Below are 26,850 nucleotides of genomic sequence, written 5' to 3'. Positions count from 1 at the left end.
CGATGTAGTGCAGCCGGAGAGCCGGGCAGTAACGCAGTCCCTCGGTGGTGCTCCAGCATCCACGGGCCGACAATCCCGTCAGCGGGTTTCAGGGCAGCGGCAGCTCTCGGAGTTGCCGGCGCGAATTGATGCCCAATTTGCGGAAAATGCTGCGCAGGTGGGCGTCAATTGTGCGCGGGCTGAGGAAGAGCTGTGTGGCGACCTCCCGGGAGGTGGCACCGGTGGCCACCTGCCGGGCGATGTGCAGCTCGTGGGCGGTCAGGGAATCGGTGGGCTGGACACTCCGCTTTCGCGGGTGCTCACCGGTGGCCCGCAGCTCGCGGGCGGCACGGTTCGCGAACGCGTCCGCACCCATGTCCAGCAGCAGCCCGTGCGCGGTACGGAGCTGTTCGCGGGCGTCATGGCGGCGCCCCTCGCGGCGCAGCCACTCGCCGTAGACGAGGTGTGTGCGGGCGAGGTGGGTAGCCATCCGGGAGCGGCCAAGCTGGTCGATCGCCTCGCGGTAGTGTTCCTCAGCTTCCGGCCCGGTGCTGCTCAGCGCCTGTGAACGCGCCGCCAAACCGAGCCCCCACGGGCTGCCGCTGGCGAGGGCCCGCGCAACGAACTCCTCGGTCGCATGGGCTGCCCCCTCCGGTTGGCCGGAACGGTACGCGGCTTCAATGAGTTCGACCTGGGCCAGGTTGTTGAATCTCAGCGCTTCGGACTCATAGGCGAGCTCCGCCGCGGTAAAAGCCGCGTCGTAGTTGCCCAGTCCGTTGTGCAGCACCGCCATGGCGTACTGGGCCAGAGAATCCTCGGTGCCGTGCGCATCTCCGGCGGCTCGTTGAAGGATGGCCGCGTGGATTTCAGCGGTCTCCTCCGGACGGCCCCGCCAGGCGTAGTTGACGAGCCGTGCGTGAAGCACGGGGACCGCCTGGGAAGGCGCCGCGAGGGCGGTCAGCTCGGTGCTGCGGGCGAGCTCGCCCGAGAGCACCAGCAGGGTGGACCTGCCGAGAAGCGCGAGCGGGAGCGTGGCCAGGGCGCCGGCCTCCCGGGTCAGCTTTATATGGCGGATGCTCAGGGTGTGGAACAGCTCGTCATCGAAGATGGCCATCGCAGATCTGCTGGCCAGCCAGCCCCAGCGGCATCTGCCGGTGGTGTCCATGGGGTCAGCTGCTCCCCCATCGTCAGCGAACGCCGCCAACGCACGCCGCAGGCCGGGCACCCCCGCGGCGTATCCGTGCGTGAACAGGGATATCAGTCCGTCGAGCAACAGGTCCAACGGCCTCGGGGATCCGGCCGGGGCCGGTGCGGCCCGGGCAGCTTCAGTGGCTGCCGGCACACCGCTGCCGCTGCGGAAGCTGCCGGTGACCATGGCCGCTTCGAGGGCACGGAGGTAGGTTTCCCGTGACAGCGCCGGATCCAACCGAGCGAGGCCCCTGGCCGCATCCAGCAGCATAATCTGTCCTTCACCGCCGCGTGCGAGGTGGAACGCGATCTGGGCGCGCAGCAGTTGGAGGCGGGCGCGCTGCAGCTCATCCAGCGGCCCGGCCGCGGCCACGGCCAGCAGCTCCGAAGCGACGGCGGAACCACCGGCCTCATGCCTTACTTGGGCGGCTTCAAGCGCCCGGGCCGCACGAGTCGCAGGATCGGGGGTCAGCTTGGACGCCTGCTCCATGAACACCCCAGCGGCGCCAAGACCGCCGCGGGAGCGTGCGCGCCCAGCCGAGCGCATCAACTCCGCGGCGGCGTCCTCATCCGTTCCCAGCACGGACTGTCCGAGGTGCCAGGCGCGCCGGTCGGGGTCGGCATCCGGATTGGTGGCGGCGGCCAGCGCGCCGTGAACGCGGCGGCGGTCCAGCGGCGCGGCTGCCCGAAGCACCGCCGAACGCACCAGCGGATGACGAAACTGCACCCGGCCATCGATCTCCAGAAGTCCGGCTGCTTCCGCAGGCGCCGCAGATCCGGTATCGATCCCCAGGTGCTCGGCCGCGCGCCAGAGCAACGCCATATCTCCGGTCGGATCGACCGCCGCGGTCAGCAGCAACAGTTGGGTTGGGGCCGGCAGGCTGTGCGAGCGGCGCCGGAACGTATCCTCGATCCGGTGGGTGGTATCCCGCACATCGGGCAGCTCGAAACCGCCCACCCAGGCCACTGACATGTTTCCGGCCAGTTCCAGCAGCGCAAGAGGATTTCCGCGTGCTTCGGTCAAAACGCGGTCCCGCATGTCCTCGTCCAGCGGGGCATGGGCTGACCCCGCAAGCAGAACCCGTGCGTCGGTTTCGTCCAGTCCACTTAGGCACATGACGGGCAAGCCGTCGAACGGGAGGAGGTCGCGGTCGGTGGGGTCGCGCACCGCGAACACCAGCACAATGCGTTCGGCCGCTATCCGCCGGGCCACAAAGGTGAGGACCTGGGCGGAAGCCTCATCCAGCCACTGCGCATCATCGACGAGGCACAGAAGCGGCCCTTCCTCGGCCGCCTCCGCCAGCAGGTTGAGTGCCGCCAGCCCCACCAGGAACCGGTCCGGCACCGCACCGGCCTGCTGCCCCAGCGCCACACCCAGGGCGGTCTGCTGCGGCTCCGGCAGGGCGGCCGCGTGGTCAAGCAATGGCGAACATAACTGGTGCAACGCCGCATAGGCGAACTGTGTTTCAGACTCGACGCCAACAGCTGACATCACTTGAAACCCCAGGGAGCCCGCCTCACGGCGCGCGTACTCGAGCAGTTCCGACTTTCCGATGCCCGCTTCCCCGCGCACCACTGTTGCCCCGCTCAAACCGGTACGTGCCTGTAAAAGGACGCTGTCTATCGTGGCGCGTTCAGCACGACGACCCAGGAAATCCACGGTGGCCCCCTTCAGAGCATGCCAGCACCCTAATAGGCAATTTTTACCTACGCAAACGAAACCGGCCGGGCCGAGGGGCAGATAGGAGCCGGGGTAAGGCAGCGGTCCCTGCCGACGCGAAGGCACCGGCGCGGGTGCGAGCCTGAAGTACCAGTCGAAAAAGGCTTCATCACAACCGCACCGGAAAGAGGTCAGCACCATGAACCCTATTCAGGAACTCATCGTCAATTTCCAGGAACTCGCAGCCCAGGTACCCGAGGGCATCCGGCCTTTCATCGTGATGCTTGCCGGGGCCATTCCGTTTATCGAGGGCGAGGTCGCCTCCGTCATCGGCATGGTGGGCGGCCTCAACCCCATCGTTGCCGGCCTTGCCGCCGCCGCCGGAAACTTCCTATGCGTCCTCGTCGTGGTGCTTGTCACATCGCGTGCACGCACGGCAGTGGTGAAACACAACAGGGGGCGCTCCGAGGTAACCCGGAACGCCGCACTGGTCCCAGCTGCTCCGGGGTACCAGGGATCCACTGCCTTCGAAGGATCGGCGTCGGATAAACCGCAGTCAAAGGGCCGCCAGCGCTTTGCGAAGTGGCTCGTCCGGTTCGGTGTCCCCGGCGCCAGCATCCTCGGCCCCCTCGCGATCCCGACCCAGTTCACCTCGGCGATCCTCATCGCCAGTGGAACCCCCCGTGGCTGGGTGCTGCTGTGGCAGGGCGTGGCGATCATTCTCTGGACGACCGTCTCCATCGTGTCCATCTGGGCCGCCCTCACCTTCGTTGTCGGCGTCTAGGCCATCTGCGGCACTGCCCTGCAGAAGCAATATCGGAAGAAACAACAGCGGGAGGAAGACATGGAATCCAAGCAAGCGGTGAAACCCGGAGACGGCCACCTTCTGCCCGGCTATCACTGGTGGCAGGGACTTTCACGATCTCTGTTCCATCTGCACATCATCGGCCCGGGAGGCGGGCCGGAGACGTGGTCCATCGACATCAGGCCCGGGGGTGATGCCGACGGCGAGGTGCGCGCCAGGCTGTACCGTAACGGCGTCAACAAGGCCGTTTCACTGGTCCCCGCAGCCTTCGCCGTGCCGGGCGGCACCATCGAGGTTGAGGTCAGCAGCTTCGGGCTGAAGCGCTGCCACTATGTGAGGCTTGACGGGTCCGAGCGGCAGCTTGTGCCAGACCCGGTCTCGGCCGAGGGACGGCGGGCCCGCCTGGAGGTGAGCAACCCGGCGCTGAGCCGCGCCCTTGGCGTCATCTCGGTGATCATCCTCGCGGTCGCCGTCGTACTCGGCGTTCCGCAGATCGTCGAGCAGATCATGCTGATCCTGCCCATCGCGGACAGCATCGGTACGCTTTCCAGCCCGTTCCATCTTCCGGCAGCGGCCAACACTGCACTTTTTGTGGCGACGGTGGCAGCGAGCACCGAGCGTGCGCTCCGGCTGCGCTACAGCTGGCTCCTCGACGGGAGTGCTTTCGGCGGCGGCGCGCTCGACGGAAACTAGGACTGGCCGAGCCCTGCCTAATCGGCAAAGGGCCTGTTAAACGACAAAAGGCCCGACAAAACTTTCGTTCCATCAGGCCTAGTTGTCGGGTTGACAGGATTTGAACCTGCGACCCCCTGACCCCCAGTCAGGTGCGCTACCAAGCTGCGCCACAACCCGTTCCCCGGCCGGTTTGTTTCCGGCCGAACCAACTCGAATACTCTACATCATTGCCGGCGCTTTTCCCGAATCGGGGCGCCCCGGGGGCCGGTGAGGCTCCCGGGGCACTGCGCTGCTAGCGGTTCTTGCCGCGCTTTTCGCGCACGCGCATGTTGACTTCGATGGGCGTGCCCTCGAAGCCGAACGTTTCACGCAGGCGGCGGGTGATGAAGCGGCGGTAGCCCGGATCCAGGAATCCGGTGGTGAAGAGCACGAACTTCGGCGGGCGGGAGGAGGCCTGCGTGCCGAAGAGGATGCGGGGCTGCTTGCCGCCGCGCACCGGGTGCGGGTGAGCCGCGACGAGCTCGCCCAGGAAGGCGTTGAGCTTGCCGGTGGGGATGCGCTTGTCCCAGCTTTCCAGTGCCTTGTCCAGGGCCGGAACGAGCTTGTCCTTGTGCCAGCCGGTCTTGGCCGAGATGTTCACACTCGGTGCCCACTCGACGTGGGCCAGGTCGCGCTCGATCTCGATCTGCAGGTAGCGGCGGCGTTCGTCGTCGAGCAGGTCCCACTTGTTGAAGGCCAGCACCAAGGCGCGGCCGGACTCGATGGCCAGCTGCAGGATGCGGACGTCCTGCTCGCTGAGGACTTCATCCACGGCCAGGAGCACGACGGCGACCTCGGCCTTTTCCAGCGCGGACTGCGTCCGGAGCGAGGCGTAGAAGTCGGCGCCCTGCGCCATGTGCTGGCGGCGGCGGATACCGGCGGTGTCCACGAAGCGCCAGGTGCGGCCGCCGAGCTCGATGAGCTCGTCAACGGGGTCGCGGGTGGTGCCTGCGGTGTCGTCAACAACCACGCGCTCGGTGCCGGCCAGCTTGTTCAGCAGCGAGGACTTGCCCACGTTCGGGCGCCCGATGAGGGCGATGCGGCGCGGGCCGCCGGACTTGTCCAGTCCGCCGTATGCGGAGTACTCGGGCAGCACCTCCATGACGGCGTCGAGCATGTCGGCGGTGCCGCGGCCGTGCAGGGCCGAGACCGGGTACGGCTCGCCGAAGCCGAGGCCCCAGAGCTGGGAGGCGTCCGCTTCGTTCTGGATGTCATCCACCTTGTTGGCGACGACGATGACCGGCTTCTTCTTGCCGCGCAGCATCCGCACCACGGCTTCATCCGTGGCGGTGATGCCAACCGTGGCGTCAACCACGAGCATGACGGCGTCGGCGTGGTCCACGGCCACCTCGGCCTGGCCTGCCACGCGGGCATGGATGCCGCGGGCGTCGTGCTCCCAGCCGCCGGTGTCAACGAGCGTGAAGTTCACGCCGTTCCAGGTGGCGGGGTAGGACACGCGGTCACGGGTGACGCCGGGAGTGTCTTCGACGACTGCCTCGCGGCGGCCGAGGATACGGTTCACCAGGGTGGACTTGCCGACGTTCGGCCGTCCCACGATGGCGACGACGGGGTCCTGCAGCAGCGGTGCGTCTTCGTCGTACTCTTCGAAGCCGCCGGCCAGCAGGGCTGCGTCTTCTTCGTCGAGTTCGTAGTCGTCCAGCCCGGCGCGCAGCGTTTCGGCGCGCAGCTCGGTCTCGGCGTCGTCCATCGTGGCCAGGCGTTCGTTAACCTGGTCCTCTCCGGCCGGGATGTATTCTTCCTGGCCCGTCTCGTCGCCGGCGCTGCCGGAATATGAGGAGTTCGTCATTTTTGCTTTCTTTCCGTTGAGGTCTGCAGCACTGCAAGCAGGCCGTCTCCGGACAGTTCAGCCCGGTAAGTATTGTGAGGGGTTCTGCGGGTGATGACACCGCAGTTCCACCTGTCCATTGAAACACGTGCGGCACCGGCAGGGCATTTGGCCCAACCGGTGCACGTCCGCATCGTTTGTCCCCGCAGGGCCCTAGTGTGTGCTGGAATACACCACGTCCAGCACGGCCTGGACGGTTTCTTCGAAGTCCAGGTCGGAGGAGTCGATCGTGACCACGCCGTCGGCGGCCTGCTGGAAGTTCACCACGGTGGAATCCTTGGCGTCGCGGGTCAGGACCTGCTCCTTGAGTGCCGCAGCGCTCTGCGTGCCGCCGAGCTGCACGCCGCGGCGCCGCATCCGGGCTTCCTCGGAGGCGGTGAGCAGGATGCGCACCTCGGCATGGGGCGCGACGACGGTGGTGATGTCCCGGCCCTCGGCCACAATGCGCAGGCCGGAGTCCGCAATCAGCTGCTGCTGGCGGCGGACCAGCTCAGCACGGGCTCCGAGTGTGGTTGCCACGGCGCTGACCGAGGAGGAAACCGACGGTTCGCGGATGGCGTCCGTGACATCGCGGCCGCTGACGCGGACCCATTCGGCATCCGGAGACGTGCTGAGCTCAATGTCGGCGTTGCGGGTTGCGGCTTCGACGGCGACGGCGTCCGTGAGGTCGATCCCGGCTTCCATGCAGGAGAGCGTAACCGCCCGGTACATGGCGCCGGTGTCTAGGTAGGCGGCGCGGAGACGGCGCGCGGCTTCCCGGCTGATGCTGGATTTACCGGAGCCCGAGGGGCCGTCGATGGCCACCACGAGGGGCTTTCCCAGCCGGAACAGGGCCGGATTACGTTCTTCAGTCACTCCACTACCTTCCACCCGCGGGCGCTTAATTCATGTACGAGGTCCTGCACGCGGCTGGGCAGGACGGAAATCTCCGCCCGTCCCACCTGCTGGCCGGAGGAATGCTCCAGCCGGAGATCTTCCAGGTTCACGCCGATCTCGCCGATCTCCGTGAGCAGCCGGGCGATCTGGCCCGGGGTGTCATCCACCAGGACGGTGAAGCTGACAAAGGACTGCGGCGGCGCGCCGTGCTTGCCCGGAATCCGGGCCTGGCCGGTGTTGCCTTCGGAGATCAGCTGGGCCATGTCCAGCCGGGCGCCGTCGGCCACCGGGTCCTCCAGGGTGCTGATGAGCCGGTTCAGATCTTCCCGCACGCCGTAGAGGATTTCCACGAGCCGCGGGGCGTTGCCGGAGAGGATCTGCACCCAGAGTTTGGGATCGCTGGCAGCAATCCGCGTGACATCGCGCAGGCCGTTGCCGGCCAGCGCCATAGCCTGCGCGGGCGTATCCTGCAGCCTGCTGGCCACGAGCGAGGACATGACCTGCGGCAGGTGCGACACCAGCGCCACCGACTGGTCGTGGTCCTCGGCGCTCATGCGCGAAACCACCGCCCCGAGGTCAATGACCAGCGCTTCGGCGCACTTGACGGCGTGCGGAGAGCTCTCAGCAGCAGCACAGATCACCCACGGCATGGACGTGAACAGCTCGCCGAGCGCGGCCACCGGCCCTGATTTCTCCCGCCCCGCCATGGGGTGGGTGCCCACGTAGCGGCTCAGGTCGGCGCCGGAAGCACGCAGGTCCGAAAGGACCGCACTCTTGACGCTGGCAATGTCCACCACGACGGCGTCGGGCCAGTCCTTCAGGGCCTGCGCCGCCAGCGAAGCGGTGACGTCCGGCGGCGCGGCGACAACAACGAGTTCGGGCGCGAAGCCCTCCTGAACCGTTTCGAGCAGGCGGCCGGCACCGATATCCCGGGCCACGGCCGCCGTCGACGGCGAAATGTCGGACAACGCAACATCCACGCCCTGCCGGCGCAGCCCCAGACCGATGCTGGTGCCCAGCAGGCCGGTGCCGATCACGAGGACCGGGCCGGACAAATGCGTGGCGGAACCCTGTGCCGCGCCCACTGCCTAGAGGCCTACGGAGGCCAGGAGGTGACCGACTTCGGTGCGTCCGAGCACGCGGATGCTGCCCTGGCGCTGGTCGTTCACGCGGATGGGCCCCACCTGGGTGCGGACGAGGCGCTCGACCGGGTGGCCGACGGCGTCGAACAGGCGGCGGACAATGCGGTTGCGGCCGGAGTGCAGGACAACCTCGACGAGGAGGTGCCCCGGAGTGGAGTCCACCAGCTTGAAGGAGTCAACGCTGGCGAAACCGTCCTCAAGTTCCATGCCTTCGCGCATCTGAGCGCCGACGCCGTGTGCCATCGGTCCGCGGACCTGCACCAGGTAGGTCTTGGGGACCTCGTAGGACGGGTGCGTGAGGCGGTTGGCCAGCTCGCCGTCGTTGGTCAGCAGCAGCAGGCCCTCGGTGTTGGTGTCCAGGCGGCCGACGTGGAACAGGCGCTCGTGCTTGTTGGTGCTCTTCAGGAAGTCGCTGATGCAGGGACGGCCCTCGGGGTCGTCCATGGTGCAGACGACGCCGCTGGGCTTGTTGAAGACGTAGTACTTCAGGTTCTCGTCCAGCTGCAGGCGCATGCCGTCAACGTGGATGGCAACGTTCTGCGGGTCGACGCGGACACCAACCTCGGTGACGACCTCGCCGTCGACCTCCACGCGGCCTTCGCGGATCATGTCCTCGCAGACGCGGCGCGATGCCACGCCCGCCTGGGCCATGACCTTCTGCAGGCGGATGCCCTCAGGGTCGTGGTGCTCGGAGATGACGGGCTTGGCCGGACGGCGGGTGTTGGTGCGCTTGACGGCGCCCAGGTTCTGGCCGAACCGCTCGTTGCGGAAGGCGCGGTCGCCGGTCTTGCGCTGCCCGGACTGGGGTCCGCCGGTGCGCGAGGCTCCGCCGCCCTTGGTGCCGTACGGCTTGGCTGACTTGGCGCCGGCCTTGTAGCCCTCGGGCTTGAACTGGCCGGCTCCCGGCTTGGAAGCACCGGTACCGGACGGTTTGCCGGCACCCTTGCCGTCGAAGGCCCGGGAAGCGGCCGAACGGAACTTCTCAGGACGGTTTTCGGCGGACTCGTCGCGGGGCTTGTAGCCGTTGGCGCGGAATTCGCCGGCGGTCATGCCGGCGTCGCGGGCCGTGGCGGGGCGGCCGCCGGAGCGCGGGGCGCCGGTGCGGGAGCCGGCAGGCTTGGAGCCCTTACCGAAGGACCTGCCGCCGGCTGCTCCCCCGCTGCGCGGGTTGTTGCGGCCTGATCCGGATCCGGAGCGGGGTGCCTGTGTCATGAAAAATCCTTCGGGTGTAGCGGTTAGTAAGTAGTGTCTTCAAATTCAGCCAGGTTTTCCAGCCCGGGCAGGTGCGGCGCGAGCCGCGGAAGTTCGTCGAGGCCGCCCAGTCCGAGCCGTTCCAGGAAGTACGGCGTGGTCCGGTACATCATGGAGCCCGTTTCGGCTTCCATGCCGGCTTCGTCGATGAGACCGCGCTGGACCAGGGTCCTAACCACGGAGTCGACGTTGACGCCCCGGATGGCTGATACCCGCGCCCTGGAAACAGGTTGCCGGTAGGCAATCACTGCCAGGGTTTCCAGGGCCGCCTGAGTCAAACGTGAACTCTGGCCGCCCAGGACGAACTTCGAGACCGCGGGTGCAAACTCGGCGCGGGAGTAGATCCGCCAGCCGCCGGCCACATCCCGCAGTTCAAAACCTCGCATTGAAGTAAAACCACGTACTGTGCCACCGGGTCCTCCCCCAGTATAGCCGTCATACTCGCGCTGCAGTTCCGCCAGGATGTCCTCGACCTGCCCTGCCGGGACTTCCAGGACAACGGCCAGCTCCGCGGCGGTGACCGGCTCGTCAACCACCATGAGCACAGCTTCGACGGCCGCCCGGAGATCCGGGCGTTCCGGATCGGTCCCGGCCGGTGCGGCAGGGACGGGTGTCTCCCGATCAGCGGGCGGGTTCTGCTGCATGTTCCTCCAGTGTGATGGGGCTGTGGCCCGGATCGTCGGCGGCGCTGTCTGCTCCGCTGCCGCCGAGACTGCTGCCTTCTTCTCCGCGGTGGTCCGCCCGCAGCGGCCAGGTGCCGGGCGCCGCCCAGCTGATGAGCAGCTCCCCCAGCGGGTCGGGCTGGTCAAAGGCCACGGCGCCGTCACGGAACAGCTCCAGAAGCGCCAGGAAGCGGGCCACCGCAACCGAGCTGCCGGCGTCGTGCACCAGTGCCGTGAAAGTAAGCCTTCCCGCGGCCATCAGGCGCTTCGCCACAATGTCGGTCTGTTCCCGCACGCTGACCTTGGGCGCATGCAGGTGGGTCAGCCCCACCGTGGTGGGCGCCGCCTCGCGGGGAGTCAGTGCTTTGGCCGCCAGGGCCGCAAAGTCCTCGGGCCCGGTGCGCCAGATCAGGTCAGGAAGCATGGCCGCAAAGCGCGGTTCGAGGGAGACCTGCCGGGGGAAACGCTCGGCTTCGTCACGCAGACGGGCGTCGAGGATAGCCGCAATCTGCTTGAACGCCCGGTACTGCAGGAGGCGGGCGAACAGCAGGTCCCGTGCCTCCAGCAGAGCCACGTCTTCAGCATCCTCGACGTCTCCGGCCGGGAGCAGCCGGGCGGCCTTCAGATCGAGCAGAGTGGCGGCAATGACCAGGAACTCGCTGGCTTCATCCAGCGCCCACGCCTGGCCCTCCGCGCCCAGGTCCCGGATGTAGCCGATGAAGTCGTCGGTGACTGCTGCCAGGGCAATTTCGGTGATGTCCAGCTCGTGCTTGGAGATCAGCCCGAGCAGGACATCAAACGGGCCGGTGAAGTTCTGCAGCCGGACCCGGAAGCCCCGGACGGCCGGGCGGGATTCTGGCGTGCCGGGTTCTGGCGTGCCGGGTTCCACGATCGTTAGGGGGCGCCGCCGCGGGAGATCAGTTCCTTGGCGAGGCGGCGGTAGGAATCAGCGCCCGGGTGGTTGCCCGCGTAGGTGGTGATCGGCTCGGCGGCCACTGTGGCGTCGGCAAATTTGATGGTGCGCTTGATGACGGTTTCGAAGACCTTGTCCCCGAACGCTTCAACGAGGCGGGAGATGACTTCCCGGCTGTGGAGGGTCCGTGCGTCGTACATGGTGGCGAGCACGCCGTCGATCTGCAGTCCCGGGTTCAGGCGGTCCTGGACCTTCTCGATGGTCTCCACCAGCAGCGCTACGGCACGGAGGGCGAAGAACTCGCAGATCAGCGGGATGATCACGCCGTGCGCCGCGGTCAGTGCATTGACCGTCAGCAGTCCCAGGGAGGGCTGGCAGTCGATGAGAATGACGTCGTAGTCATCCGACACCTTGCGCAGGGCGCGTTCCAGAACCTGCTCGCGCGCAACCTCGTTGACCAGCTGCACTTCGGCGGCGGAGAGGTCGATGTTGGCGGGCAGCAGGTCGATGTTCTCGATGCCGGTTTCGTGGATGGCCTCACGGATATCCACTTTGCGGTCCATCAGCACGTTGTAAACGGTAAGGTCCAGCTCGTGGGGATTGGTGCCAAGCCCGGCGGAGAGTGCGCCCTGGGGGTCAAAGTCCACCAGGAGGACCTTGCGGCCGGCTTCAGCCAGTGCGGCGCCAAGGTTAATGGTGGAGGTGGTTTTACCCACGCCCCCCTTTTGATTCACCATGGCAATAATCCGCGCGGGGCCGTGCGAGCTCAGCACCGGAGGCTCGGGGAATTCCGTCAGCGGGCGTCCGGTCGGCCCCATCACGGAATCGGCTGCGTCCTGTGTTGCGTCCTGCAGAGTTGTTGAACTCTGATCGCTGCTCACGTAATAATCCACGCTTCCGTCTCTAGCTGTCCTGCGGGCTGTCCCTGTCAAGATTACAGCCGTGCAACACCTATACCGCGAATCGGTGCCGCGGAGTGCCGCGAGCCTTGACTCTCAACTAGAGGTCGAACCTTTCGTTCGGGCGTGTCCGGTTCCGCAATGCCTTCCCCCGAGTGTTTCGCACTGGCTGCCTCGGTTTTGCTGCCGTTTTGGGAATTCCCTTCGGTTTGGGATTTCCGAGGGTCGGTCTCCGGGCGCCCACTGGTACGACTGAGCGTTCAGCTAGGGTCCAGGCGCGCCAGGGATGCACTCACCTGTTGACACGGGTTTTCTCAGCCCGTTTCATGTGAGAACCGGAGGGCAATATCTTTCGCCGGCCTGCTCGCTAATCCACGGAATTGGACAAAGGACCGGACACAGATGACATATGAAGTGGCTGTATGGGTAGGCAGAATCATTCCGCTACTTTGCTTGGTCGGAATCTGCACGTTTGTGTATCTGGCAGCGAAGCGCAGGGCTCCGACGTCCTATCCCCCCGGCTCAGGAATACGTTTCTTCGACCGGGATGGAAACGAAGTTACGGGGCGAAGGCGCATCGTCATGACGAGCTTGATGGTCGTTGTACTGATCGCCCTCTTGGTTGCGGCGGTTCTCCCTTGGCTCTGAGCGGTGACCGCAGCGAAACATCGAGCGGGCACTGCGCCCAGCGACCGATTCTCTCGAAAGCATGCCTTCGGAATTGACCGGGCTGGCGGGCAGGGAACGGCCGGATCACATCGCGGGGATCGAGCCGCGGGGATTCGTCCTTGCTCACTGCCGGGCTGGGCCGCACAGCCGGCTGTGCGTCCCGCCCAGGCCGCGAAACGCCGAAGGGCGCTCCCGCTGAAACTGCGGGAACGCCCTTCGGCATAAGGGGCCTGACTGGCCCCAGGGGACCGGACTGGAACCGAAGTTCCGGAGCAGGGCCCGGCAGAAACCCTAGCGGGCTGCCGCTGCTGCCAGTTCGGGTTCGGCGGCGGGAGCCTGAGGCTCACCGTGGCCGTCGTCCATGGTGGACTCGTCAAACGGGCGTTCGCGGTTCAGCACCGCGTTGACCTGGCCCTTGTCGATTTCCTTGGTCCAGGTACCGATCAGGACCGTGGCGACGGCGTTGCCGGTGAAGTTGGTCAGCGCGCGGGCTTCGGACATGAAGCGGTCGATGCCGACGATCAGGCCGACACCCTCCACCAGGTCCGGGCGGTGGGACTGCAGTCCGCCGGCCAGCGTGGCCAGCCCGGCACCGGTGACGCCGGCGGCACCCTTGGAGGCAATGATCATGAAGACCAGCAGCGAGATCTGCTCGCCGAGTTCCAGCGGCATGTTCATGGCGGAGGCCACGAACAGGGCGGACATCGTGAGGTAGATGGCGGTGCCGTCCAGGTTGAACGAGTACCCCGTGGGTACGGTCACGCCAACCACGGGCTTGGACACGCCCAGGTGCTCCATCTTCGCGATCAGACGCGGCAGGGCAACCTCGGAGGATGAGGTGGAGAAGATCAGCAGGTATTCGCGGCCCAGGTAGCGCATGAGCTTGAAGATGTTCACGCCGGTGCACAGCTTGAGCACTCCGCCCAGGACGACGACGATAAACAGCGCACACGTGATGTAGAAGGCGATCATCAGCACGGCCATGCTCTTGATGGCGTCCACGCCGGTTTCCCCGACGACGGCGGCGATGGCACCGAAGGCGCCGATAGGCGCCAGCCACATGATCATGCCCAGGATGCGGAAGACCAGCTTCTGGATCTGGCCGATCAGGGTGAGGATGGGTGCCCCCGTGGAGCCCATCTTCTGCAGCGCGAATCCGACCAGCAGCGCCACAAAGAGGGTCTGCAGGATGCTTTCGCCGGTCAGCGAGGCCAGCAGCGTGGTGGGGATGATGCTGAGGAGGAAACCGGCCATGCCTTCGGCGTCCTCGGACACCTCCGGGGCGTCGCCGGCGCCGGCGGCGATGTTCAGGCCCTCGCCCGGGTGGATCAGGTTACCGACGACGAGGCCGATGGCCAGCGCGAAGGTGGACATGAGGATGAAGTACCCAAGGGCCAGCCCGCCCACCTTGCCCACTGTTGCTGCTTTGGCGATCGAGCCGATGCCGAGGACAATTGTGCAGAAGATGACCGGAGCGATCATCATTTTGATCAATCCGATAAATGCGGTGCCGATGGGCTTCAACTCTTTGGCGAATTCAGGCTGCACCAGACCCAGGGTGGCACCGAGCACCACCGCGAGAATTACGGCGATGTACAAAAAGTGTGTTCTGTCCTTCTTGCGCGGGCTCTTCGGTGAGCCGGCGCCGCCGGGAATGGTGGCAGATGCCATGTGTGCTGCTCCTAGGCTGGTTCCAATGTGTTCCTGGGCGGCACCGAGACTGCGGTTCTCCGCTTTACGCGGAGCCGTACGTGAAACGCCGGGAACGGAAGTTCGTCGTACACATCGTCATCCGGTCCTGTGACGACTGTCACGATTGTGGTCATACTGTTCTCAAGTGCCTGAGCAAAAGGAAAAAATTGCGGAAGTGGAGTTTGGCCAGCCGGCTGCTTATCGGGCAGCTGGTTTTTATTGTGTGCCTTTCACTGGGACTGTCACTGGTGCTGTATTTCCAGGCGGAGCGGGACAGCCACGAGGAATCTTCCGAACGGATGCTCTCCGTGGCCGGAACGGTCGCCGCTGACCCCGTCGTGCAGGAATCGGTAACCGCAGCAGATCCGAGCAGCGTCCTCCAACCGTTTGCCCTCCGGGTGATGGGCGCAGCCAACATCGATTTCCTCACCATCATGGCTCCGGACCGCACCCGCTTCACCCACCGCAACGGGGAACAAATCGGCAGGAAGTACCTCGGTTCCGTGGATCAGGCCCTGGGCGGACAGTCCTTCACCGAGACTTACTCGGGCACGCTGGGACCGTCCGTCCGCGCCGTCGTCCCCGTACTGGGCCCCGACGGCGAGGTGACGGCGCTGGTGGCCGCAGGAATCACCGTGGACCGCGTGGCCATTGCCCGTAACGCCCAGCTGCCGGCGGTCTTTCTCACGGCCCTGGGTGCACTGGCGTGCGGAACGCTCGCGTCCTACGTCCTCAGCCGCTATCTGCGACGCACCACCCAGGACCGGCGGCCGGACGAGCTTCGGAGCATGTTCGCGTTTTACGGCTCCGCCCTCCATTCACTGCGCGAGGGCCTGGTGCTGCTCAACAATGACGGCAAGGTAGTGCTTTACAACGACCGGGCTGCCGCCCTGCTGGGACTTGGTCCCGATAACCGCGGCGTCCCCCGGGACCCGCGGGCGCTGGGGCTCCCCGCACCGCTTGCGGACCTGCTGCATGAGGGCCGGAGCGCCGAAGATGAATTCCACTTCTCCTGCGACCGGATCCTGGTGGTGAACCAGGCCCCCGCGCTGGCTCCGCAGGGACACGGCGGCAGGCCGGATGCACCCGAGGCACAGCGCTTCGGCACCGTGACCACCCTGCGGGACCACACCGACATTGAAGCTCTGACCGGAGAACTGCAATCCATGCGCACGCTGACCGACGCCCTCCAGTCCCAAGCCCACGAACATGCCAACCGGCTTCACACCCTGGTATCACTGATCGAACTGAACCGGCATGCGGACGCCCTGGACTTCGCCACCCGCGATCTGGAGCTTTCCCAGCAGCTGGCGGACGACGTCGTCGCCTCCGTGGGCGAGCCCGCCCTGGCCGCGCTGCTGACCGGCAAGTCAGCTCAGGCCCGCGAGCGCGGCATTGCACTGGTGATCGATCTGGATTCAACAGCGCCGGACAGCGGCGAACAGCCGGGGCTGGACCCGGGCGAGCTGGTGACCATTGTCGGGAACCTCATCGACAACGCCTTTGACGCAGCGCAGGGCGTGCCCGGTGCAACCGTGAAGGCGCGCTTCGCACTGGTGCAGCGGGGCGGCCGGACCTGGTTTGAAATTGAGGTGCAGGACAACGGGCCGGGCATCCCCGAGCTGGACGCGGGGCGGATTTTTGATCAGGGTTTCAGCACCAAGGACCCGAAGGTGCTGCTGCCGTCGGGGACCGGCGCAACCGGGCGCGGGATCGGGCTGCCCCTGGTGCGTCAGGCAGTCCTGAGGCTGGGAGGAACCCTGCAGCTGGATCCCGGCGGCCGGCCCGGCTGCGGAGCGGCCTTCACGGTTCGGCTCCCCCTTTTCGGCACGCTTCCCCTGCCAGCCGCTGACCCGGGCACGCTCCCTGATGCGCCTGCGGTGAGCAAATGAACGCCGAGCGGAACATCACCGTCCTGGTGGTCGAAGACGATGCCATTGTCGCCGAAGCGCACGCGGAATACGTCCGGCGCTCCCCCGGGTTTGCCCTGGCCGGCGTCGTGCATTCCGGCACTGACGCGATCACGTTCCTCAACACCTCCGCCACGGGGCGCAGCGGTTCGGTGTCCGACGGCGGGCTCCCGGTGCACAACGGACCGGGCCGCGCCACCGAGCCGGCAGTGGACCTGATCCTGCTGGACATGAACCTTCCGGACCTTCACGGCTTGGACGTGCTGCGCCGCATCCGCGGTGCCGGTGTCCCTTCCGACGTCATCGCCATCACCGCGGTGCGGGATCTCGCCGTCGTGCGCGGAGCCATGTCGGCGGGCATCGCCCAATACCTTATCAAGCCGTTCACCTATTCGGCGTTCAGCGCCAAGCTGGCCGCCTACCGGGAGTACCACGTGAACCTTGCCGGGCAGGGAACTTCAGCCACCCAGTCCGAGGTGGACCGGGCCCTCGCCGCACTGCGCCCCAATGTGCCTACTGTCCTGCCCAAGGGGCTGTCCCCCGACACTCTGGAGACGGTGTCTGAGCTGCTGAAGAATGCTGGTGCACCGATGTCCGCCAGCGAGGTCTCCGCCGCACTGACGATGTCCCGCATCACCGTCCGGCGCTACCTGGAGCATCTGGGCGACCAGCGTGCAGTGCTGCGCACTCCCCGCTACGGCACCCGCGGCCGGCCGGAGCTGGAGTACAGCTGGCGGCGGTGATGCCGTTTCTGGAGCGTCCCCTGCCTACTCAGCTGGAGCCAAACCACGGTGCTTTGGCGGCGGCATACGTTCCGTCATTGACGGCCATGTTCAACCACTGGTCCACGTACTCCTGGAACACTTCGTCGCCGCGCGGGAGGAGGTAGGCCTTCTGGGAGAAATCGAAGGGCGTGTCCGGGTGTACTGTGCACAGCTCCGGATGCTGATTGGCTACCCACCTGGTCTCGGAAGCATCGGTGGTCATCACATCGGCACGCCCGGCAATGATCTCGTCGAAGATCGTGTTGTTGTCCTCGAAGCGGATAATCTCCCCCTTCGGGTAGTGTGCGTCGGCAAACTTCTCATTAGTGCCGCCAATGGGAGTAATGGACCGGACGCCGGGCTGGTTGATTTCCTCGACGGTGTCGTACTTCTCCACGTTTTCGCACAGCGTGATCGGCGTTTTTCCCTCATCGAGCGTGGCCGTTGTAAAAAAGGCCTGTTCCGCACGCTCCATGGAAATGGAAATGCCGCCCACCCCGACGTCGCAGCCGGCAAGGAAGTCGGGCATGAGGGTGGCCCACGTTGTTTGAACGAATTCGACGTCAACGTCCATCCGCTTCGCCAGATCCCGGGCCATATCGATGTCGATACCGCTCCATTCCTCCGTCTCGGGATCGAGATAGGTGAACGGCCGGTAGTCGCCTGTAGTGCAGACCTTCAAAGTCCCGTCAGCCAGGACGCCGTCGAGCCGCGACTCCCCGGAAGAACCGGCACCCGCGCTGCTGCCGCCGTCAGCGCCGGGCCCGGCATCTTCACCCTCCCCCGCACTGGACGTACAACCGGTCAAGGCGATGAGGCCCAGAGTGATACAGGCAGCCAGCATTCTCGATCTCATGGGCGTACATCCTTCTTCCGGACCAGCGTCAGTCATTGTGCTCGCAGTGCTGAGCATACGGACAATCCGGATACCGCGGATCTTCGTTACGGGGCAGTTCACAACCCGCACGGGTCCCCCGCTCTAGGGGGCCGGGCATCCGGCGCCCCCGTATCCAGTCGTCGGCGTCGACCTGCCCCCCGGTGATCAGGCGACCGGCTGGAACGCCGCCCGTCCCTGCATTGCCGAGGTGCCCAGGTCGCTCTGGGGCAGGGCAGTGCCCGCTTCCACGGCACGCACCCACTCCTGCGCCGTGGCAACAGCGGCGAAATTGGACTGCAGCAGAACCATAAGAGCTTCATGCACCTGCCGGGCGCTGACCTGTCCCGCCTCGTTGGCCAGATGGATGGCACCGCTCGCATCCGAGAGCACTTCCACCGCAAAACCCAGCGGCTCGGCCGCGGCTGCGGTGGCGAGGTCGCAGTTGTTGGTCATGTAGCCGGCCAGGGTGATGGTGTCGATGCCGTTGTCCCTCAGCCAGGACTCGAAATCCGTGCCGGCAAAAACGCTCGCGTAGCTCTTGCCGATCCGCTTCCAGGAATCCCTGCGGCGGGAGGCGACCTCGGGGTGCAAGTCCCAGCCCCGGGAACCTTCCGCGAAGACCGGTGAACCGGCGGGTGTCTCGTGCTGTACGACGACGACGGGCAGCCCCTGCGCCTCGGCAGCGTCAATGATGCTGGTGATGTTGGCCAGGGACTCGCTGCGGTCCGGGTACTGGATCTCCAGCGGTCCGCCGAAGTATTCATTCTGTACGTCAACAATGACGAGTGCGCGGTTCGGTTGTGCCATGGTGCAGACTCCCGTGAAATTGGCCCGGTGGGTGGATGTTTCCAGCATGGCAGTGCACGGCCCCGTAGAGTGAGTGGCAGATATGCACACTTTCGATGAGAATGGGCCACGATGAAGATTGCCATCCATGCCTTCGACGGAATCACCCTGTTCCACTTGGCCACGCCCCTTCTGGTGTTCGGCGAAGTGTCGCGCCTGGGCCTGGCCGCTGACTGGGAGACCGGCGTTTTCACCGAGACGGGAGCGCCTGTCCGCAGCGCCGAAGGCTATCTGGTGGACGGTGTGGTCAACCTTGAGTTCGTTCGGGACGCCGACCTCGTGGTCTTCCCGTCCTGGCTGCCCGAGCTCCCCGAGCCGGCTAATGATCTGCTGGGACTGGTCCGCACGTCCCACGCGCGTGGAGCCGGCATTGCCGGACTGTGCCTGGGCGCATACCCGGTGGCCCGCAGCGGCGTGCTTGACGGACGCACGGCGGTCACGCACTGGGAGTCCGCCAGGGACATGGCCGCCTCACAGCCCGCCGTCCAGTTCGACGATTCCGCGCTCTACATTGACCACGGGGACGTGCTGACCTCAGCGGGGACTGCCTCTGCCCTGGACGCCTGCCTGCATATTGTGCGGACACACCTCGGCTCCGCGGCAGCAGCGGACGTGGCACGGCACATCGTCGTCGCTCCGCACCGCGAGGGCGACCAGGCCCAGTACATCGCCCGCCCAGTTTCTGATTCCGAACTGGCAGGGCCCCTCGGCAGGACAATCCAGTGGGCGCTGGCCAACCTCGACCAGGATCTGACCGTGGACGTGCTGGCGGCACACGCCGTCATGAGCAAGCGCAATTTCACTCGCAGATTCCAGGAAACCACGGGCCTGCCGCCGGCACGGTGGGTTCTCGGCAGACGCCTTGACGAGGCTCGGCTGCTGTTGGAGACCACAGCCTGGAGCATCGCGCGGATTGCCGACGCCTGCGGTTTTGGCAGCCCGGTGACCTTCCGGCAGAACTTCATCGGCGCATATTCCACCACGCCAACGTCTTACCGCACGCGCTTCACCAACCGCTGAATCCGCTTTCTCCTCGGTGCTTACTCCGCCCGGGCCCTGTCCAGCCTGCGGGCGTAGGACCGGTTGGCCCGCTGCCGGGCGCCGCACCGCTCCGAGCACCACTGCCGGCGCGCGTGCGTGCGGACCATGAACCGGTCACACGGTGCCGCAGCACAGGATGCCAGGCGCCCGGCGTCGGGACCTGTCAGCAGTTCCGCCGCATCCTCGGCAATTTGTGCCATGGCGTGGGCAACAACCCGGCTTAGCGGATGAATGTGCCCCCGCACCAGCCCGCCTTCCGGGGAGTAGTGCAGCGGTGCCGCGCTGGGTACCGCGGTCAACGCCTGGTTGAGGCCGTCCAGCGCGGCAGGCGCGGGCGCCGTGCCCTCGGTACGGGACCGGAAGGTCTCCCGCAGATCCCCTCTCAGGCCGGCAAGCTGCAGCTGGCAGTAGGAGAGCAGGCCGGTGCCTTCCGGGGCGAGACCGTGACTGACAAGCCAGGCCGTGGCATCTTCCGGGCTGTTCAACTCGTCAATCCGCAGCCCGCCGGGAAGAGTAACGATGCTGTTCGCCAGCGCAAGGCTGAGGTGCCCGGCCGTTCCCGGAGCCGGAGGGAGTGGGACGCTTGTCATAGGACTCACGGTATCAGTTGCACTTTGCCGTGATAAACCCCTAGGGTGGTCTCACGTCAAAAATGTAGTTATACCGTGATATGCGAGGCGTTTCATGAACCACCCCCATCCTTCCGGCACCGCCCCCTTCGTGCTTTCCGTCCTCGACAACGCCTTCACCGGCGTCGGCCGCCGGGTCACCGAAACATACGAGGAAATCATCTCCTTGGCCAAGCTTGCGGACCGCCGCGGGTTCCAGCGGTTCTGGATGTCCGAGCACCACGCCATGCCCGGCGCCGCCATCCCGGCGCCGCTGCTCATGGCCGCCCGGCTCACCGGAGAAACCGAACGCATTCGCCTCGGCGCCGGCGGAATCATGCTGCCCAACCATGTGCCGCTGGCGGTCGCCGAACAGGTGGGAATGCTGGAAACGCTGGCTCCCGGGCGCATCGACCTCGGCCTGGGCCGGGCCCCGGGAACGGACGGCGCCACGGCAGCCGCCCTGCGCCGCCATGCCTCCGCCAATGAGGAGTTCCCGGAACAGATCGCCGAACTGCTCGGGTTCCTGGGCAACGACTTTCCACAGGGCCACCCTTATGCGGGTGTGCCTGCCGTTCCGGGCCCCTGGCAGGCGGACGAGAACCGGGTGCCGCGCTCCGACACGTCGGCAGACGTCTGGATTCTCGGGTCATCGGTCTATTCAGCACAGGTTGCGGCGCGGCTGGGCCGCCCCTATGCCTTCGCGCTGCAGTTCGGCAGCGCGGACATTCTCAATGCCATGCGCATTTACCGCGAGAACTTCCGTCCCTCGCCCTTCCTGGACAGGCCCTACAGCCTGGTGAGCATCGGTGCCATTGCCGACGAGGATCCGGCGGAGGCACGCCGGCAGTCCACCTCCACAGCCATGGCCATGCTGCGCATGTTCCAGCGCAAGCCCTTCGCGCTGCTGCCGCCTGAGGAAGTCGCCGCCTACCCCGCCAACTTCCAGGAGCGGCAGGTGCTGGAGGAATACACGGACCGCACCCTGCACGGGACCGCCGAGGAAGTGGCCGCCGGGCTGGAGGATCTCCAGCGCCACACCGGTGTTGATGAAGTGATGCTGGTGGTGTCGGGGTATTCGCGCCGTGCCCAGTCGCACACGCTGGACCTGCTGGCGGACCACTACGGCATGCCGGCCGCCTAAGCGTACTGAACCGGGTTTAGCCCGCCCTAGGCATCAACAGGGGTGTGGACAATCCGCGGGATGAGCCGGACAAACACCACCATGCCGATCAGTTCAACGAGGGTCTGCGTGACCACGACAACGGAAACCAGAGCCAGCGGTGCCGGCAGGGCCAGCGCCAGGGGCAGCACCACCAGGGAGTTCCGCGTGGCGCCGCTGAAGATGACGGCACGGGTTCCCGGCACATCCAGTCCGGCCACCCGTGCCGTCAGCAGTCCCACCGGAACCATGACGGCCAGGAAGGCGGCGTACAGCGGAACAACGGTCGCCAACAGGGCCAGCTGGTCCCCGACGCCGCTGATCTGGGACCCGATCACCACGGCAAGCGTGAGCATCATCAGCGGCACCATCAGCGCCTGCATCAACCGCATCAGCCCGGCGGCGAAAGCAAAACGGCGCGCCGCCGCCTGCGTCAGCGCCGCCAGGCCCAGCGGCAGGAGAATCAGGAACACCAGGGCTTCCGCAAAGGGCCCCGGCTCAACGGCTGCCACGATGCCGGGTCCGGTGAACGCCAGCAGATATACGGGCAGCAGGAGCATTTGCAGCAGCATCAGGATCGGAGCAGCTGCGAGCAGCCGCTCGCTCGCTCCTCCGGCCAGCCCGGAAAAGACGATCACGTAGTCAATACAGGGAGTCAGCAGCACCATCACGACACCCACCAGGAGCGCTTCCTCCCCTGCGACAAACCGTGAGAGCACAAAGACCACGGCGGGAACCAGCACGAAATTCAGGACCAGGACGGCGGCCATGAACCTGCCGTCCCGGACAGCGCGGTGCAGCCGGCCAAAGGGAATTCCGAGGAACGTCGCGAACAGCAGTGCACCGAGGACGGGATTGATCGCCGATTCCAGCACCGGTGCAGCGGACGGAAGCAACCATCCAAAGATCCCCCCACCCAGCAGCGCCGCAAGGTACAGCGCAATCTGGTGGCGTTCCAGGCGGACGACGGCGGCGGGTAGTGTCACTTTCCCATCCTACGGACGGGGTGAACCGACCGGATGTGCAGCCGCCGCGGAAGCCGCGGCGGCCACGGTTTCCCGGGCCGCGGCGCCGACACCGATCAGGGTGGCCGACGCCGGCCCGCACCAGTCCCCGTAGCCCAGGAAAAACAGCCCGCGGCTGTCCGCCGAACGGGTGGCCGGCGGCGGTTCCGTTGCCGGGGCTCCGTTCCGGGTCCGCAGTGACAGGGGCTGCAGGTGCGCCAGTCCGGGCCGGAAGCCGGTGCACCACAGAATCACGTCCGCTGCTGACTGCTCTCCGTTCTCCCATTCCACTCCGTTAGGGAGGAACCGGGAGAACATCGGCCGGGCCTGCAGCAGTCCGGCGTCGCGCGCTTCCCGCACCGGCGGAACGGCCACAATGTCACCCAGGGACGCCGCGGTGCCGGGGCTGGGCTCGCCGGCAGCGAGGGCACGGACATGGCGGGTGGCGATCCGGAACAGCTCCCTGCCGTCCACATCGTCGGGAAGGTAGCGCGGCGGCTTCCGCGTCACCCAGGTGACCGATGCGGCCGGGGCAAGGTCCGCGGCGATCTGTGCGCCCGAGTTGCCGCCGCCCACAACAACCACGTTCAGCCCGGCAAAGGGATCCGCTCCCCGGTAATCCGCGGTGTGCAGCTGCCGGCCTTCAAACAACTCAGCGCCGGGCAGCTGCGGGAGGTACGGGGTGTTCCAGGTCCCGGTGGCGCTGATAACGGCCCGGCTGGTCCACCGGCCCCGGGTGGTGTCCGTGATGTATTCGCCGTCCGCAGCAGCGTGAACAGCCGTGGCCCGGACCGAGCGGTAGACGCGAAGGTCATACCGGGCCTCGTAACGGCTCAGGTATTCCGTGACATGGCCCGCCGCGGGGTTGCCTTGGCCCGTCCAGGCAGGCATCTGATAGCCGGGCAGGGAGCTGTACGCCGCCGGGGAAAACAGCTCGAGGCTCGCCCAGTAGTCCTGCCAGGCGCCGCCCGGTTCCCGGTTCGCGTGGAGGATCGCGAAGCTCGGAGCCGGTCCGGACCTGCCCGAGGCCTCGTCGCGCCGCAGGCGGTTGAGGTAGTAGCCTGCGGCGAGTCCGGCCTGCCCGCCGCCGATGACCAGGACGTCCACGTCACCGCCCCCTGCGGCGGGAAATGCTTCCTGACCCGTGCCCGTTTCCTGCATAGTCACTTCCCCGGCCCGGTCCTAGTTCTCCCGCTCCGCGGAACGGCCGTGGGCCAGCCCGGTGGGAATGCCGAGGAACGCCGGCTCGGGTGTCGAGCAGCAGGATGACTCACCCTGTCCCGCGGCCGGAACTGAAGCCGCCGGTTCGGGAATTCCGCAGCAGGACGCTTCAGCCGCGCCGCCGGCCGGAGCTGCCGCCGGTTCCGGCGCACAGCAGGCGGTCCCGCCCTGCCCGGATGCCGCGGCGTCGGTGTCGCAGCTGCCGCCCAGATCCGTGGAGCAGACGCCGGTTTCGGGCAGGACCAGCTGCACGTCGTCGGCCGCCTTCTGATCACCGGCGAGGGCCGCGGCGATGGAGCGGACCTGCTCGTAGCCGGTAGCCATCAGGAAGGTGGGTGCCCGTCCGTAGGATTTCATCCCCGTGACGTAGAAGTCCTTTTCGGGGTGGGACAGGAGCCTGGCGCCGTGCGGCTCCACCGTGCCGCAGCTGTGGAATTCGGGGTCGATGAGCGGACCGAGGGCCCGCGGTGCCTCCACGGCAGGGTCGAGGTCGAGGCGGATCTCGCGGAGCATATCCAGGTTCGGGCGGAACCCGGTGGCCGGGACCAGCAGGTCCACTGCCAGCTGGGTTTCGCCGGAGGGGGTGGCCCCTGCAACGGAAAGAGACTCGGCGCTCTTGAAACCGGTGATGGTGAAGGAGGTGTGCAGTTCAATGCACCCGCCCTCCACCAGGCCGCGCAGCCGGCTGCCGAGGGCTCCGCGCGCGGGCAGCCCGTCGAGGTCACCCCCGCCGTAGACGCCGGCAGCGGAGGCGCGCCGGATGGCCCAGCTGATCCGGGTGCCGGGCTCCTGCTCAGCGAGCTCGCCGAGGGCCAGCAGGGTGTTGGCCGCAGAGTGTCCGGCCCCGACCACCAGGACGTGTTTGCCGGCAAAGCGCGCACGGTCCCGGCCCGTGACATCGGGCAGCGGGGGCGTGATGAGGCCGGCCGCATAGGCGTCGGCTTCGCCCCGTGCCGGAAGTCCGGACTGTCCGAGCGGGTTCGGAGTGCTCCACGTTCCGGACGCGTCAATGACCGCGCGGACCCGGTGATCCGTGATCGTCCCGTCGGCATCGCGGACACGGACCAGGAACGGAACCTTGTCCCGTCCGCCAGTGCGCGTCTTGTCCAGGCCTTCGCGGCTCACCGCGAGGACTTCGCAGGAGGTGTGCAGGGCGTCCCGGACCGCGGGAAGCGAAGCCAGCGGCCGGAGGTAGTGCTCAACGAGCTCGGCGCCGGTGGGCAGGACGTCGGCGCCCGGTTCCCGCCAGCCGGCGGCTGTGAGCAGGCGGCGGGCGGCGGCGTCGACGTCGTACTGCCAGGGCGAGAACAGGCGGACGTGTCCCCAGGCGCTGACCGCGGCGGCCGGAGCGTTCCCGGCCTCGAAGATGAGGGGCGTCAGGCCGCGTTCGAGCAGGTGTGCCGCTGCAGCCAGTCCAACCGGGCCGGAGCCGATCACGGCGACGGGAAGTGCGGACAGTCCGGCTTCAGTGTTCTCAGGCATGGGGTTCTCTCTCGACGAAGGGGGCGGGTGGTTTAGCTGGCCGGCAGCAGGTCGGCGATCAGGGCGGTGATTCGTCCCTTGATGTCGTCACGGATGGGGCGGACGGCGTCCACGCCCTGCCCGGCCGGGTCGTCCAGTTTCCAGTCCTCGTAGCGCTTGCCGGGGAAGATCGGGCAGGCGTCGCCGCAGCCCATGGTGATGACGACGTCGGACTCCTGCACGGCCTCGGTGGTGAGGACCTTGGGCAGCTCGGCGGACATGTCGATGCCGTCTTCGGCCATGGCTGCCACGGCGGCGGGGTTGACGGAATCGGCGGGTGCGGATCCGGCGGAGCGGACCTCGATCCGGCCTTCGCCGAGCGTGCGCAGATAGGCGGCCGCCATCTGCGAGCGCCCTGCGTTGTGGATGCAGACAAACAGGACGGAGGGCTTCGCTGGTGCTTCAGTAGAGGTCATCGGTTCATCTCTTCCGGTGTTGCGGCAGGCCGAGTTGCGGCAGGCCGAGTTGCGGCGGGAGTGGCAGGAACGGCAGTTGCTGCGGGCCAGTATCTCTTTTGCGCCCACAGTGCGGCGTATACCAGGGCCACCAGGACGGGGACCTCGATCAGGGGGCCGACGACGCCGGCGAGCGCCTGCCCGGAGGTCACGCCGTAGGTGCCGATGGCCACGGCGATGGCCAGTTCGAAGTTGTTGCCGGCAGCCGTGAACGCCAGCGTGGTGGTGCGCGGATACCCCAGGTTCAGGACTTTGCCCAGAACCATGCCGGCGCCGAACACCACGATGAAGTAGACCAGCAGCGGCAGGGCGATCCGTGCCACGTCCCCCGGGTTCGAGGTGATCTCGTCCCCCTGCAGGGCGAAGAGCAGCATGATGGTGAACAGCAGGCCGTAAAGCGCCCACGGGCCCAGCTTCGGCAGGAACGTGCTTTCGTACCAGTCGCGGCCCTTCGCCTTTTCCCCCAGGACGCGGGTCAGGAAGCCCGCGAGCAGCGGGATGCCCAGGAAGACCAGGACACTGGCGGTGATGGACCAGAAGGAGAACTCCGCGCTGGTTGTTTGCAGCCCAAGCCAGCCGGGCAGGACCTGCAGGTAGAACCAGCCCAGCGCGCCGAAGGCGAGGACCTGGAAAACGGAGTTGATGGCCACCAGCACGGCGGCGGCCTCGCGGTCCCCGCAGGCCAGGTCATTCCAGATCATCACCATGGCGATGCAGCGGGCCAGCCCCACGATGATCAGCCCGGTCCGGTACTCGGGCAGGTCCGGCAGGAAGACCCAGGCCAGCGCAAACATGAACGCCGGCGCGGCCACCCAGTTCAGCGCCAGGGAGGTAATCATCAGCTTCCGGTCGGCCACCACTGCACGGGTCTCGTTATAGCGGACCTTGGCCAGCACCGGATACATCATCACCAGCAGGCCGACGGCGATGGGCAGCGACACGTTGGAGATCTTCACCGAGTCCAGTGCCGGACCAATGCCGGGAACCAGCCGCCCCAGCAGCAGGCCGGCAGCCATCGCGGCGATAATCCACACCGGCAGGAAGCGGTCAAGGGTGGAGAGCCGGGCGGTGACCTGCCCGGTATCGGGTGGTGCGGTGGATGTACTCACAAAGCTCCTCGGCGCAGGACCTGGAAGGGACAATCG

23 protein-coding genes and 1 tRNA gene are annotated in these 26,850 nt (G+C 66.8%); 6 read left to right on the top strand and 18 right to left on the bottom strand.

What is annotated here, in order from left to right:
- Nucleotides 1-88: 88 nt before the first annotated feature.
- Complete coding sequence (locus tag WKB88_RS00235) at nt 89-3,028, bottom strand: ATP-binding protein (protein WP_341392535.1); 2,940 nt, start codon at nt 3,026-3,028, stop codon at nt 89-91.
- Here WKB88_RS00235 and WKB88_RS00230 point away from each other — a divergent pair.
- Together WKB88_RS00230 and WKB88_RS00225 are read left to right on the top strand one after the other, a co-directional pair.
- Nucleotides 3,027-3,611 carry a small multidrug efflux protein gene (locus WKB88_RS00230; RefSeq protein WP_341392534.1) on the top strand — a complete coding sequence of 195 codons (585 nt, stop codon included), beginning with the start codon at nt 3,027-3,029 and terminating at the stop codon, nt 3,609-3,611. The two genes, WKB88_RS00235 and WKB88_RS00230, sit on opposite strands and share 2 nt — an antisense overlap.
- A gap of 60 nt (nt 3,612-3,671) precedes the next feature.
- Complete coding sequence (locus tag WKB88_RS00225; RefSeq protein WP_341392533.1) at nt 3,672-4,325, top strand: hypothetical protein; 654 nt, start codon at nt 3,672-3,674, stop codon at nt 4,323-4,325.
- Nucleotides 4,326-4,410: 85 nt separating this feature from the next.
- Here WKB88_RS00225 and WKB88_RS00220 read toward each other — a convergent pair.
- The 9 genes from WKB88_RS00220 to WKB88_RS00180 form a co-directional block, all read right to left on the bottom strand.
- Nucleotides 4,411-4,484: transfer RNA gene (locus tag WKB88_RS00220), tRNA-Pro, on the bottom strand.
- Between the two features lie 115 nt (nt 4,485-4,599).
- A complete protein-coding gene (der, locus tag WKB88_RS00215) occupies nt 4,600-6,153 on the bottom strand; it encodes a ribosome biogenesis GTPase Der (RefSeq protein WP_152218782.1) in 1,554 nt (517 codons plus the stop codon).
- A gap of 192 nt (nt 6,154-6,345) precedes the next feature.
- Nucleotides 6,346-7,047 (bottom strand): (d)CMP kinase, encoded by a 702-nt coding sequence (gene cmk / locus WKB88_RS00210; protein WP_341392532.1) that lies wholly within the window; start codon nt 7,045-7,047, stop codon nt 6,346-6,348.
- The gene (locus WKB88_RS00205; protein WP_341392531.1) at nt 7,044-8,153 is read right to left on the bottom strand and encodes a prephenate dehydrogenase; all 1,110 of its coding nucleotides are present in this window, start codon (nt 8,151-8,153) and stop codon (nt 7,044-7,046) included. The genes cmk and WKB88_RS00205 overlap by 4 nt, the downstream gene beginning before the upstream one ends.
- A 3-nt stretch (nt 8,154-8,156) precedes the next feature.
- Entirely contained in the window at nt 8,157-9,422 is a 1,266-nt protein-coding gene (locus WKB88_RS00200; RefSeq protein WP_341392530.1) for a pseudouridine synthase, read from the bottom strand.
- Nucleotides 9,423-9,445: 23 nt separating this feature from the next.
- A complete protein-coding gene (gene scpB / locus WKB88_RS00195; RefSeq protein ID WP_341392529.1) occupies nt 9,446-10,105 on the bottom strand; it encodes an SMC-Scp complex subunit ScpB in 660 nt (219 codons plus the stop codon).
- The gene (locus WKB88_RS00190; protein WP_341392528.1) at nt 10,083-11,012 is read right to left on the bottom strand and encodes a segregation and condensation protein A; all 930 of its coding nucleotides are present in this window, start codon (nt 11,010-11,012) and stop codon (nt 10,083-10,085) included. Before WKB88_RS00190 ends, scpB begins: the two co-directional genes overlap by 23 nt.
- A 5-nt stretch (nt 11,013-11,017) precedes the next feature.
- Entirely contained in the window at nt 11,018-11,917 is a 900-nt protein-coding gene (locus WKB88_RS00185) for a ParA family protein (protein WP_341392527.1), read from the bottom strand.
- A 978-nt stretch (nt 11,918-12,895) separates the two neighbouring features.
- Nucleotides 12,896-14,275, bottom strand: coding sequence for a cation:dicarboxylate symporter family transporter (locus WKB88_RS00180; protein WP_341392526.1), 1,380 nt, complete (start codon nt 14,273-14,275; stop codon nt 12,896-12,898).
- Between the two features lie 188 nt (nt 14,276-14,463).
- On the opposite strand from WKB88_RS00180, the gene WKB88_RS00175 reads away from it, so the two are divergent.
- On the top strand, nt 14,464-16,188 hold the full coding sequence (locus WKB88_RS00175; protein WP_341392525.1) for a sensor histidine kinase: 1,725 nt from the start codon (nt 14,464-14,466) through the stop codon (nt 16,186-16,188).
- The gene (locus tag WKB88_RS00170) at nt 16,185-16,949 is read left to right on the top strand and encodes a response regulator (protein WP_341392524.1); all 765 of its coding nucleotides are present in this window, start codon (nt 16,185-16,187) and stop codon (nt 16,947-16,949) included. The genes WKB88_RS00175 and WKB88_RS00170 overlap by 4 nt, the downstream gene beginning before the upstream one ends.
- A 28-nt stretch (nt 16,950-16,977) precedes the next feature.
- Here WKB88_RS00170 and WKB88_RS00165 read toward each other — a convergent pair whose 3' ends face one another.
- Together WKB88_RS00165 and WKB88_RS00160 are read right to left on the bottom strand one after the other, a co-directional pair.
- Nucleotides 16,978-17,826, bottom strand: coding sequence for a transporter substrate-binding domain-containing protein (locus tag WKB88_RS00165; protein WP_341392523.1), 849 nt, complete (start codon nt 17,824-17,826; stop codon nt 16,978-16,980).
- Between the two features lie 186 nt (nt 17,827-18,012).
- Entirely contained in the window at nt 18,013-18,654 is a 642-nt protein-coding gene (locus tag WKB88_RS00160) for a cysteine hydrolase family protein (RefSeq protein ID WP_341392522.1), read from the bottom strand.
- A gap of 111 nt (nt 18,655-18,765) precedes the next feature.
- On the opposite strand from WKB88_RS00160, the gene WKB88_RS00155 reads away from it, so the two are divergent.
- Entirely contained in the window at nt 18,766-19,713 is a 948-nt protein-coding gene (locus WKB88_RS00155) for a GlxA family transcriptional regulator (protein ID WP_341392521.1), read from the top strand.
- A gap of 20 nt (nt 19,714-19,733) precedes the next feature.
- Here the strand turns inward: WKB88_RS00155 and WKB88_RS00150 are convergent, their stop codons facing one another.
- Entirely contained in the window at nt 19,734-20,324 is a 591-nt protein-coding gene (locus WKB88_RS00150) for a CGNR zinc finger domain-containing protein (protein ID WP_341392520.1), read from the bottom strand.
- Nucleotides 20,325-20,418: 94 nt separating this feature from the next.
- On the opposite strand from WKB88_RS00150, the gene WKB88_RS00145 reads away from it, so the two are divergent.
- On the top strand, nt 20,419-21,486 hold the full coding sequence (locus tag WKB88_RS00145; protein WP_341392519.1) for an LLM class flavin-dependent oxidoreductase: 1,068 nt from the start codon (nt 20,419-20,421) through the stop codon (nt 21,484-21,486).
- 26 nt (nt 21,487-21,512) lie between these two features.
- On the opposite strand, the gene WKB88_RS00140 is transcribed toward WKB88_RS00145, so the two are convergent.
- From WKB88_RS00140 to arsB, 5 genes are read right to left on the bottom strand one after another with little or no spacing between them, the layout of a single operon-like run.
- Nucleotides 21,513-22,490: an arsenic resistance protein gene (locus tag WKB88_RS00140; RefSeq protein WP_341392518.1), complete on the bottom strand. Its 978-nt coding sequence runs from the start codon at nt 22,488-22,490 to the stop codon at nt 21,513-21,515.
- A 9-nt stretch (nt 22,491-22,499) separates the two neighbouring features.
- The gene (locus WKB88_RS00135) at nt 22,500-23,669 is read right to left on the bottom strand and encodes an ArsO family NAD(P)H-dependent flavin-containing monooxygenase (protein ID WP_341393187.1); all 1,170 of its coding nucleotides are present in this window, start codon (nt 23,667-23,669) and stop codon (nt 22,500-22,502) included.
- Between the two features lie 21 nt (nt 23,670-23,690).
- The gene (locus tag WKB88_RS00130) at nt 23,691-25,211 is read right to left on the bottom strand and encodes an NAD(P)-binding protein (protein WP_341392517.1); all 1,521 of its coding nucleotides are present in this window, start codon (nt 25,209-25,211) and stop codon (nt 23,691-23,693) included.
- Nucleotides 25,212-25,243: 32 nt separating this feature from the next.
- The gene (locus WKB88_RS00125) at nt 25,244-25,666 is read right to left on the bottom strand and encodes an arsenate reductase ArsC (RefSeq protein ID WP_341392516.1); all 423 of its coding nucleotides are present in this window, start codon (nt 25,664-25,666) and stop codon (nt 25,244-25,246) included.
- Complete coding sequence (gene arsB / locus WKB88_RS00120; protein WP_341392515.1) at nt 25,663-26,814, bottom strand: ACR3 family arsenite efflux transporter; 1,152 nt, start codon at nt 26,812-26,814, stop codon at nt 25,663-25,665. The genes WKB88_RS00125 and arsB overlap by 4 nt, the downstream gene beginning before the upstream one ends.
- Nucleotides 26,815-26,850 lie beyond the last annotated feature (36 nt).

Source organism: Arthrobacter sp. G119Y2, from assembly GCF_038069765.1.
Taxonomy (GTDB): domain Bacteria; phylum Actinomycetota; class Actinomycetes; order Actinomycetales; family Micrococcaceae; genus Arthrobacter_B.
Note: the sequence above shows the minus strand (reverse complement) of the source record. Positions and strands in the feature narration are given on the sequence as shown.

Coding starts and splice junctions, on each gene's coding strand:
- WKB88_RS00230 (WP_341392534.1), top strand. CDS start 3,027: ATGAACCCTATTCAGGAACTCATCGTCAATTTCCAGGAACTCGCAGCC.
- WKB88_RS00235 (WP_341392535.1), bottom strand. CDS start 3,028: ATGGTGCTGACCTCTTTCCGGTGCGGTTGTGATGAAGCCTTTTTCGAC.
- WKB88_RS00225 (WP_341392533.1), top strand. CDS start 3,672: ATGGAATCCAAGCAAGCGGTGAAACCCGGAGACGGCCACCTTCTGCCC.
- der (WP_152218782.1), bottom strand. CDS start 6,153: ATGACGAACTCCTCATATTCCGGCAGCGCCGGCGACGAGACGGGCCAG.
- WKB88_RS00200 (WP_341392530.1), bottom strand. CDS start 9,422: ATGACACAGGCACCCCGCTCCGGATCCGGATCAGGCCGCAACAACCCG.
- scpB (WP_341392529.1), bottom strand. CDS start 10,105: ATGCAGCAGAACCCGCCCGCTGATCGGGAGACACCCGTCCCTGCCGCA.
- WKB88_RS00180 (WP_341392526.1), bottom strand. CDS start 14,275: ATGGCATCTGCCACCATTCCCGGCGGCGCCGGCTCACCGAAGAGCCCG.
- WKB88_RS00170 (WP_341392524.1), top strand. CDS start 16,185: ATGAACGCCGAGCGGAACATCACCGTCCTGGTGGTCGAAGACGATGCC.
- WKB88_RS00165 (WP_341392523.1), bottom strand. CDS start 17,826: ATGAGATCGAGAATGCTGGCTGCCTGTATCACTCTGGGCCTCATCGCC.
- WKB88_RS00160 (WP_341392522.1), bottom strand. CDS start 18,654: ATGGCACAACCGAACCGCGCACTCGTCATTGTTGACGTACAGAATGAA.
- WKB88_RS00155 (WP_341392521.1), top strand. CDS start 18,766: ATGAAGATTGCCATCCATGCCTTCGACGGAATCACCCTGTTCCACTTG.
- WKB88_RS00150 (WP_341392520.1), bottom strand. CDS start 20,324: ATGACAAGCGTCCCACTCCCTCCGGCTCCGGGAACGGCCGGGCACCTC.
- WKB88_RS00145 (WP_341392519.1), top strand. CDS start 20,419: ATGAACCACCCCCATCCTTCCGGCACCGCCCCCTTCGTGCTTTCCGTC.
- WKB88_RS00135 (WP_341393187.1), bottom strand. CDS start 23,669: ATGCAGGAAACGGGCACGGGTCAGGAAGCATTTCCCGCCGCAGGGGGC.
- WKB88_RS00130 (WP_341392517.1), bottom strand. CDS start 25,211: ATGCCTGAGAACACTGAAGCCGGACTGTCCGCACTTCCCGTCGCCGTG.
- WKB88_RS00125 (WP_341392516.1), bottom strand. CDS start 25,666: ATGACCTCTACTGAAGCACCAGCGAAGCCCTCCGTCCTGTTTGTCTGC.